The organism is Streptosporangium sp. H16 (assembly GCF_051918855.1).
Taxonomy (GTDB): Bacteria; Actinomycetota; Actinomycetes; order Streptosporangiales; family Streptosporangiaceae; genus Streptosporangium.
This window is the reverse complement of the sequence record NZ_JBPXMD010000059.1, coordinates 20,855-29,697: the sequence shown is the minus strand read 5'-3', so window position 1 is coordinate 29,697 and position 8,843 is coordinate 20,855. Positions and strand designations below refer to the sequence as shown.

The following is an 8,843-nucleotide window of genomic DNA, read 5'->3' as shown; positions in this document are numbered from 1 at the left end:
CCGCTAGATCACGCAGTGTCACACGGATCACCCAGAGCTACTTTGGGGCTGGGGTCATGTTCGGGAGAAGACCCCCGTCTCGTACAGCGCGCGGGCCATCTCCACCCCGTGGGCGTCCAGGGCCGTCGGCCGCCCGCCGCCGCGACCGCGTGCGCGGGCCGAGGCCGGCCCTTCGAAGATGCTCTGGACGATGAGTTCGCGGAGGAACTCGCCGAAGGCGCCGAACATCTGGAACCGCAGACGTCCACCCGGCGAGGAAAATAACGTACCGTTCGCAAACGATTGACTTTCGTCCTAAACAAAAACGAAATCTCGGGGCTGGCAGCGTTCTGGCCTGACCCGCGATAACATCACTTATCGCGGGTCAGAATCGCCCCTTCAAAACGAGGCCTCCGGAGGCTGCCGAGTGACGGATAACGGGCATCACGGGAAACCGCTCACCGGGCAGGTCGTCCGAGTGGGGGAGCAGGGGCCGGAGGGTGCGATCACGACCGCCGGCGGGAGGCGGTACACCGCGGCGGACCACGTGCTCAGCGACCAGGCCCGCTCCCGCATCGCCGACGGTGTGCCTGCCAATACCCGGCGTGCATATGAACGCCAATGGAATGATTTCTCCACCTGGTGTGCCGAGCACGGCCGGGTGAAGTTGCCCGCCACCGGCAACACGATGGCCGAATACGTCGAGACGCTGTGCGCGGCCGAGCGGGCTCCGGCCAGCATCGAGCAGGCCATCGCCTGCGTACGCACCATGCACCGCCTGGCCGGCCACCACAACCAGCCTCCCACCGACGCCGCCCGCCTGGCGCTGCGCTCCTACAAACGCGCCCGCGCCGAGGCCGGCACCCGCGGCCAGCGCGAAGCCCCACCGGTGGGCATCGACGCGCTGCGTGCCATGGTCAGCGCCTGCGACCTGAACACCCGCACCGGCCTGCGCGACCGGCTCCTGCTGGTGCTGGGCCTGGCCCTGATGGGCCGCCGCTCCGAGCTCGTCGCCCTGACCTGCGACGACGTCCGGCAGGTTCCCGACGGATTGGAGGTCACCATCCGTACCTCCAAAACCGACAAGGACAGCCGCGGCGAGACCATCGCCATCCCGCGCGGCAGCCACCCCCTGACCGACCCCGTCGCCGTCTGGAGCGACTGGGTCGGCGTGCTCACCGAGGCGGGACAGACCTCCGGGCGACTGCTGCGCCGCATCGACCGCCACGGTAACCTCGGCCCCCGTCTGGGCGCCGACGCCGTCAACGTCATCGTCCGCGACCTCGCCGTCCGCGCCGCCGTCCCCGGCGCGGACACCTTCACCGCGCACAGCCTGCGCGCCGGCGGCGCCACCGTCGCCTACGCCGCGGGCGTCCCCGTCTCCGTCATCGCCAAACACGGCCGCTGGGCCCCCGCCTCCCCGGTCGTCCTGCGCTATATCCGCGCCGTCGACCGCTGGCGCGACAACGCCATGCGAGGCGTCGGCCTGTAGCCACCAGAACGAAGACGAGGCTCGAACTCAACGCACGGATGGCGATCACGCAGATTCCGCACCCTCCACCACTTTGCTGTAGCGAGCCGATGCCCAATGCCTCTCTCCGCCGGACCACAAGAGGGGCACCTTGTCGGCAGAAAAATAGCCGTTTACTTGCGCGATCAACCACCCGGAGGCCAAGTACTTCTCTGTGTGACTTCTGGGGCCTCGTGAACGCGGGTGCCGCCGCGCCCCGGTACGGGACGCGCGGCCGGAGCTCGAGTGCTCTCAGCGGTTCCTGGGCGCCGTCGGCGCCGTCGGCGCCGTCGGCGCCGTCGAGTTCGAGCGCTTGGCGCGCTCCACGAGCCAGACCATGACGACGACCAGGACGTTCATCACCATGAGGATGATGATGGAGGCGCCGGGCCCGGAGCCGACGGCACGGTCGATCACCGACGGGCCGCCGCCTGCGAAGAGGCCATTCACGATGCCTGCGAGAACGTTATTGGAGACGTGGAATGCCATCGCGGCTTCCAGCCCGCCGCTGATCAGGCCCATGAGCGCTGTGCACGCGGAGAAGACGAACAGATAGCTGACGAGCCACGGGTCCAGGGACACGTGGACCACTGCGAAGAGCGCTCCGGAGACCATAATGCCGAACGCCATGGCGAGACGGATGCTACGGAACCAGGCGCCGGCGGCGGGGATGGCCGCTCCTCGGAAGGCTATCTCCTCACCTGCCGACTGCAGAGGGATGGCGAGAAGAGTGGCGATGAGGATGGCGACGGTGGATGCCCCGATCTTGAATTCCCCCATCCCGGTAGACCCCGGCTCGATGAGTGCCGTCACGATGGTTGTAAGACCGACCAGACCCGCAGATCCGAGGAGATAGACCCCGGCGCGGCGCCAGTCGAAGGTGCGGGTGTGACGGAACACCGCCCGCCACGGCACCTTCGCCATCTTCGAGACCAGTATCGTCGCGAGCAACGCAGCGATGGCGGTGCTGAGGCCCGTGGCGACGATCGTGAGCGGTGTGAGTGCGGGCTTGTTCGGGTCTGCCGGGCCTTCGATCAGGACGACCGGTTGGAACACGATGATCTGGACCAGGAGCAGCATCGCCGGTATCGCGATCAGGACGACCAGGGACTTCCAGCGCGCCATGCGGAAGTGGACGCCGAACGGACGTTCGGGCAGTGTTCCAGGCAGTGCGACGGCTGCGTCACCGGCGTGAAGAGGAGCGGCGTAGCCCTGCTCTACGGGCCCCGTCACTGTTCAGCTCCCGACCAGCGCGATCCTCCGTCGCCGCCCGTGACGACTGGTGCCTGCCCCGCCGCAGCCCGGCTGATGGGTGCCGCGGGGTCGGGCCGGGGATCCGCGCTCTGGGGCCCACAGGGCTCTGGTGTGCGCACGATGAACAACCTTTCTTGAGGAGGGATCGATTGATCCGCTCTTGAGTAGAAAATCTGCCGTAGAGGCAAACACAAACGGTCAACGGTGTGGCCCCAGGAAATACTGGGCCGCTCACTACCGCGCCCCCCGGAGCATCCGGGGACCTCTAGACAGTCGAGGTCTGCGCAGGAGCCCCTGCCGTCCTCGGCGTCAGAACCGTCCCTGTGCGTCGAGTACGGATCGCCACGACGATGACGGTGCCAATGACGAGCGGAACAGGGATGAGGACGCTCAGGTCGATCGCGCCGGCGGAGCGGTCGGTAGCCACGGTCGGGTCCACCTGGAGCGCGGCGTCGATGACGAACTGCGTAGCGTTGTACACCGCATGGAGCACGACGGCGATCTCGAGCCCGCCGGTACGCCAGGTGATCCACGCGGTGCCGACCGCGAAGACGATGTACCAGAGGTTCAGCAACCCGCTCGTGGAGAAGTGGACGCTCGCAAAGAGCACGCTCGAGATGATGATGGCGAGCACGAGCCCGAGGCGAGCATTGCGCGTCCAGCTGCCCACGACGCGGAAGATGAGACCGCGGAAACCGTACTCCTCGCCCGCGGCCTGGAACGGCGTCAGGACGAGTGCCGTGGCGGCGAGAAGCAGGGTGTCGTGCCATGCCCAGGTCGTCTGCGGCAACGGCGTCCAGTAATACACGATCTGGAACACGACAATCACCGGAAGGAGGACCACGAGGGCGCGGCCGAAGACGTCGAAGCGGAAGTGCGACAGCACCGAGGACAGCGACCCGCCGCGCACGCCGTAGAGCCAGCGCTGGATCAGCATGCTCCACGGGATCAGGAGGGCCATGGACAACGCACCCGCGGCGTTGACGAGCGGGGTGTACCCCTCCCTGGCCTCGGTGCCGATCGCCGAATCGATGAGGGTGGCGATGATGGCGAGCGCAAAGACGAAGATCTGCATGCCCCCGAGGAGGAGGGCGATGGCGAGGATGCCTCGCCCGATACGGCGTTTGTCGCTCACGAGCCCACGGTGGTACTCGACAGGCGTGATGGGGTGTTCCATCATGTTCTCTCTGTTCTTAATGGGTAGACGTTCTTAACGGGTGGACGCGAGGTCGGTATGGCGTGAGTCGTCAGACGCCGATGCCGTCGAGGAGCCAGTTGCATCTGAGGTGGAGGACACGCTCCGAGACCAGTCCCGCTCAGCGTCGCGCGCTCGATCCACACACCCCAGGGGCGGCACTGCCAATATCCGCGAGGATGGTGACACGCCCACCTTTCGTCGTTGTGAGTACTGGCTGCAATGCCGAGGCATCTCGGCACTTTCCCAGTTGAAACCGTGTCCTTGGGGCCGGGTCAAGTCTGAGACTGGAGGCGGCCTGGCGCGCCACGAGCGCCGGAACCGCCTCCAGCTCAGCGACAGACCGGACTACGCGCCGGCACCGTCGGTGGTTGGCGTGGCCAGCAGCTGCAACTCCCACGCGAGCGCGACGCCGGTGGCGCCGCCGTGCTCGAAGAGGATCGGCCCGAGCTGGTTGGCCGTCTCCTCGCGTGCCCAGTCGCGCTGCCACTCGCTGGACACGACCAGCCAGGTGACCGGGACGACGCCCGTGCGCTCCATACGGCGCACCGCCATGTCGTGCGCCTCGGCGCTGACCCCGCCGCTGGCGTCCGTGACGACGAAGACGTCATACCCGTCGGCGAGCGCGTCAATGGCGGGCATGGCGACGCAGATCTCCGTCCACAACCCCGCGATGATCAGCTTCTTGCGCCCGGTCTCCTCCACGGCCTCGACCACACGACGGTCCTCCCAGGTGTTGATGGAGGTGCGGTTGATCGGCTTCTGGTCAGGGAAGACCTCCTGGATCGCCTGGATCAGGTGGCCACCCCGCTCCTCGATGACGGTGGTCAGGATGGTCGGCACGCCGAACACCTTGGCGAACTTGGCCAGGCCGACGGTGTTGTTGATGACGAGCGTCGGTTCGTGGCTGTGGAGGTTGGCGACCTGGAAGGGCTGGTGGTCGATGAGCACCAGGACGCTCTCCTCGGGGGTGAGCAGTGCGTCGAGTCCGACCTTTGGGGTACGCGTCACGATGATTCCTTCTGTGTGATGGGGTCGATCGCCAAGAGGAAAGGGCAGGCTCAGAGCTGCCAGGCTGTGCGGGAGGCCGTTCGGTCACGCCGACCGGGACCGGTTCCGGGCATGCCGGACCGGCGTCGGCGGAGTGGGGCGGAGTCCCTCCCGTGGCGTGACCCGACGCTATGGCGGGCGTCCAAGATTTGTCCCGACGCCCGACGATAGGATCTGTCCATCGATATCGGCCCGCGCCTCCTGCGCTACTTCCTGGCCGTGGCCGAGGAGCTGCACTTCGGCCGCGCGGCCATGCGGCTCTACATCTCCCAGCCGTCCCTGAGCATCAGATCCGTAAGCTCGAGGAGATTCTCGGCACGCCGTTGTTCGTGCGCTCCAGCCGTCGGGTAGGGCTCACCGCTGCGGGGCGGACTCTGATCATCCTCACACATATGCGCATTACCGCCATCCGTGCGCATCCGCCTTGGGGAACGGCGCCGCAGCGCGCGAGGGATGATGCGGCTCAGGTCAGTCGCTGACGACCCGGTCGGACTAATCGTGCTGGGGACTACGTGCCCGGGGCTACTTGCTGTCGATGCGGCCGAGTGCCGCACCGGTCTCAGCCAGCGCTGCGGTGGCCTTCGCCCATCCGATACCGGCCGGGTCCAGCGCGCTGCGCAGGTAGGCGGTGGTCAGTCGCTGCAGGACCGCGACGCGCTCCGGGTTCTCGTCGGTGGTCTCGGCGGCTTCCCAGCTCGGGATGCCGCCCAGGGAGTGCTCGGCGCCGAACAGGGTCAGCAGGTCGGTGGCGCCCGGGCTGTGGGCGTAGGCGTCTGTGAACCAGTCCGGGCCGCGGCTGGACATCTTCGACTGGTCGTGGTCGCCGGCCACCACGAGCGTGGGCGTGGTCAGCTCGGTGAACGATGGGTTCATGAACGGGAAGTGCTCCTGGGCGAACGGGTGCAACTCTTCGCCCCTGATCCCGGTCGCGGCCAGCAGCACGCCGGCCTGTACGCGCCGGTCCGCGTAGTCCTGGCCGGCCTTGCCCGTGCTGTCGAGGACGCGGGCGCCGAGCAGCATCTGCACGGTCTGGGCGCCCCAGGAGTGTCCGGCCGCGACGACCCGGTCCCGATCGACCCGCCCGGCAAGGCCTGGCACCGTACGTTCGATCGCCTCGAGCTGGTCCATGACTCGCACGAGGTCGGCATGCCGCTCGGTCCAGACGTGGCCGAACCCGGGGTCGTCGAACCCGATGCCGTCGCGACGGGAGTCCAGGTGCGTCGGCTGGACGACGACGAACCCACGAGACGCCCAGAAGGCCGTCAGGGGTGCGTATCCGTCGAGCGACCACCCGTTGCCGTGCGAGAACAGCAGCACCGGCAGGTGCTGCCCGGTCACGGGGGCAGAAACGCGCACGTCGAGGGGGAGCGCTCGCCCTGGCGCGTCGAGACGCACCGGGGCGATCGAGACGACTGGGGCAGCGGGACCGACGACGGCGTCGAGCATATGGACGATCGGGGTGTCGGCCGTTGCGGGAGTACCACTCATGGGAGATCACTCGTCCTTTGCGTTCGGGGCCCCCGCCGAGGACAATTTAAGCGGAGCGTCGCTCCGAAACAATACGGAGCAGCGTTCCATTTCGCAAGTCTCGACGGAGGTTCCCATGACGACTCCCGGTCCCGCCGGCTCGACACCCCGCGCGAAGCGCGTCGATGCCAGGCGCAACGAACAGACCCTGCTGGAGGCCGCCGCCGCTGTTTTCGTGACGGACGGCGTGGACGCGCCTGTGCGGCTGATCGCCGAACGTGCGGGGGTGGGCATGGGGACGATCTACCGGCACTTCCCCACGCGTCCCGCATTGGTGGCGGCGGTGTATCAGCACCAAGTGGAAGCGCTGGCGGAAGCAGGCCCTTCACTCCTGCGCGAGTCCGGCGACCCCGGGGTCGCCCTCCAGCGATGGGCGGCCGGCTTCGTCGACTTCCTCGTGACCAAGCACGGGCTCGCCGGCGCTCTCGGGTCCGACAAGGAGGGCGTGAATACCCTGCATCAGTACTTCGTCGACCGGCTCGTCCCGGTTTGCGACGCCCTGCTTGACGCCGCACTCGAACCGGAGGCCACCGGGCGAGTGTCCGGGTACATGCTCATGCGCGGCATCGGCAACCTCTGCATCGGCGGCGGCAACGACCCCCACTATGACGCCGCCCGCCTGGCCGCCCTTCTGGTGACAGGGGTGCTCGCCGGGGCACGGCACGGCCGCGGCTCGGACACTATTGCTCCGGAAGACGACTCCAACCCGCCGCGCGACAAATAGTGACCCGAACACCGATCACGGACGTCGCACTCGATCCGGCGGCTGCACTATCGGTGAGTTGTCGGTTCGCTGATCGGAGAAACGGCGGCGCCAGGGCCGGCCGTCCGCTCCAGCGTGCCAGTCGCCAGTGTTGCGATCGCTCTCCGGTGGTCAACGGCGGCTGCGCGGCCGCCGCTGTGGCAGCGCTGTGGTCGGCGAGCTCGCGGGCGGGTGCAGGCCCGACGGGAGGAGTCAAGCGGGATTTGTGTCGTCCTCGGCCGCCCGTGCGAGGCCCAATTGCTGGTGCGCGAGGATGCTGGCCCGGGTGAGCACGTCGATCTGTGCGGTGTTGTAGAGCGCGGTTACGGCGTCGACGAACGTCTGCTGAGTGGCGTGCTCACTCTTGGACAGGCGCTCGGCAGGGTTGTTCAGCCACGGATAGTCGATGAGGGTCTGGGCGATGAGCGGTGCAAGTCTCTCGGCGAGGCTCTGCCGGGTGGCCTCGTCCGCGTCCGGAGGAAGGGCGTCCATCTCCGCGTTGACGGGATCGGTGTCGGTTTCCGTCATGCGCTGCAGGTCTTTCAGAGTGTCGTCATCATACAGCCGGGTGTAGATGTGGATGAGGGAGGTGTCGGCCGCGGACAGGTGCCCAGCGGCGGACTCGAAGCCCGCCGGAGTGTCAGCCGGCACGCCATTGCGCAGAATGACGGCGATGTCGGAGCGGGCCCTGCGCAGGCGCTCCATCTCGGCTGCGAGCTGGGCGTCGACCTGGCGCAACACCTCCAGGGGAACGTCCCCGTTCGACTTCGCCACGCCGATCTCGGACAGTGGCACCCCGAGCTCCACAAGGCGGCGGATGCGCAGCAGGCAGACAAGATGCGGTACGCCGTACTGCTTGTATCCGTTGTACCGGCGCTCCGGGTCCTCGAGCAGGCCGAGCCGGTGGTAGTGCCGGATGGTGTTCACCGTGGTGCCGGCGAGCTCGGCGAGTTCTCGGGTGCTCCAGGCCATGTCTGTCCCTTTCTGGATCACATCGGACACGGATGCATGTCGTGGCCGACGCCTGGAGGTCCACGCGATGATCTCGACGTCCTTGTCCCGATCGCCCATCGGCAGCAGCCGCAGTGCGGCGAAGGTGTTCGTGACGGCGAGATAGGCCAGGCGAAAGAGCACAGACGATCATCATGCCGCGCTCCGAGCGGCTGGGCATCACGCACGTCAGGCGACCCCCAGCAAGACCATGGACCTGGCCGGATGACATCATCGGCAGGCACAGACTCACCCCCGAACCGATCGCCGAGCTCGACGCGCTCGTGGGGTGAGCTGCGGGGCCGGTCAGATCCAGCCGCGCTCTTCCGCGAGAAGTACGGCCTGCCGGCGGGTGTCGACGGCGAGCTTGCCCAGCACAGTGGAGATGTGGTTTCGGTGTCGAAGGACGTGGCGAACCAGGTGAAGTTCATCCAGGCCCACCAGATCCCGAAGAACGCCAGACCGTAGGTGACCAGGCCGTCGAGCACGTGCCCCTCGGCCAGGGCGTGGTGCAGCTGTACGGCGGCGATGCTCACTGCGACGACGAAGACGAGGTCGAAGAACAGCTCGAGCATGCTGGCCGACCGGCCCGGTTC

9 protein-coding genes and 2 pseudogenes are annotated in these 8,843 nt (G+C 67.6%); 4 read left to right on the top strand and 7 right to left on the bottom strand.

Annotated elements, in window-relative coordinates:
* Positions 1-54: 54 nt before the first annotated feature.
* The gene (locus tag ACTOQ2_RS41965) at positions 55-228 is read right to left on the bottom strand and encodes a hypothetical protein (protein ID WP_440107306.1); all 174 of its coding nucleotides are present in this window, start codon (positions 226-228) and stop codon (positions 55-57) included.
* Between the two features lie 178 nt (positions 229-406).
* Here ACTOQ2_RS41965 and ACTOQ2_RS41960 point away from each other — a divergent pair, with 178 nt between their 5' ends.
* Positions 407-1,471, top strand: a complete 1,065-nt coding sequence (locus ACTOQ2_RS41960) for a tyrosine-type recombinase/integrase (protein WP_440107304.1) — start codon at positions 407-409, stop codon at positions 1,469-1,471.
* Positions 1,472-1,741: 270 nt separating this feature from the next.
* Here ACTOQ2_RS41960 and ACTOQ2_RS41955 read toward each other — a convergent pair whose 3' ends face one another.
* The 3 genes from ACTOQ2_RS41955 to ACTOQ2_RS41945 form a co-directional block, all read right to left on the bottom strand.
* Entirely contained in the window at positions 1,742-2,722 is a 981-nt protein-coding gene (locus ACTOQ2_RS41955) for a lysostaphin resistance A-like protein (RefSeq protein WP_440107302.1), read from the bottom strand.
* A 286-nt stretch (positions 2,723-3,008) separates the two neighbouring features.
* On the bottom strand, positions 3,009-3,878 hold the full coding sequence (locus tag ACTOQ2_RS41950; RefSeq protein ID WP_440107300.1) for a lysostaphin resistance A-like protein: 870 nt from the start codon (positions 3,876-3,878) through the stop codon (positions 3,009-3,011).
* Between the two features lie 408 nt (positions 3,879-4,286).
* On the bottom strand, positions 4,287-4,949 hold the full coding sequence (locus ACTOQ2_RS41945) for a hydrolase (protein WP_440107298.1): 663 nt from the start codon (positions 4,947-4,949) through the stop codon (positions 4,287-4,289).
* Between the two features lie 213 nt (positions 4,950-5,162).
* On the opposite strand from ACTOQ2_RS41945, the pseudogene ACTOQ2_RS41940 reads away from it, so the two are divergent.
* Positions 5,163-5,467: pseudogene (locus tag ACTOQ2_RS41940) on the top strand (LysR family transcriptional regulator).
* A 43-nt stretch (positions 5,468-5,510) separates the two neighbouring features.
* Here ACTOQ2_RS41940 and ACTOQ2_RS41935 read toward each other — a convergent pair.
* On the bottom strand, positions 5,511-6,476 hold the full coding sequence (locus ACTOQ2_RS41935; RefSeq protein WP_440107296.1) for an alpha/beta hydrolase family protein: 966 nt from the start codon (positions 6,474-6,476) through the stop codon (positions 5,511-5,513).
* A gap of 115 nt (positions 6,477-6,591) precedes the next feature.
* On the opposite strand from ACTOQ2_RS41935, the gene ACTOQ2_RS41930 reads away from it, so the two are divergent.
* Positions 6,592-7,239 (top strand): TetR/AcrR family transcriptional regulator, encoded by a 648-nt coding sequence (locus ACTOQ2_RS41930; RefSeq protein ID WP_440107294.1) that lies wholly within the window; start codon positions 6,592-6,594, stop codon positions 7,237-7,239.
* 231 nt (positions 7,240-7,470) lie between these two features.
* Here ACTOQ2_RS41930 and ACTOQ2_RS41925 read toward each other — a convergent pair whose 3' ends face one another.
* On the bottom strand, positions 7,471-8,391 hold the full coding sequence (locus ACTOQ2_RS41925; protein ID WP_440107292.1) for a MerR family transcriptional regulator: 921 nt from the start codon (positions 8,389-8,391) through the stop codon (positions 7,471-7,473).
* 11 nt (positions 8,392-8,402) lie between these two features.
* Between ACTOQ2_RS41925 and ACTOQ2_RS41920 the strand changes: the two genes are divergently transcribed.
* Positions 8,403-8,540, top strand: a complete 138-nt coding sequence (locus tag ACTOQ2_RS41920) for a hypothetical protein (RefSeq protein ID WP_440107310.1) — start codon at positions 8,403-8,405, stop codon at positions 8,538-8,540.
* A gap of 105 nt (positions 8,541-8,645) precedes the next feature.
* Here the strand turns inward: ACTOQ2_RS41920 and ACTOQ2_RS41915 are convergent.
* Positions 8,646-8,822: pseudogene (locus tag ACTOQ2_RS41915) on the bottom strand (low temperature requirement protein A); the annotation flags it as partial.
* Between the last annotated feature and the right edge of the window lie 21 nt (positions 8,823-8,843).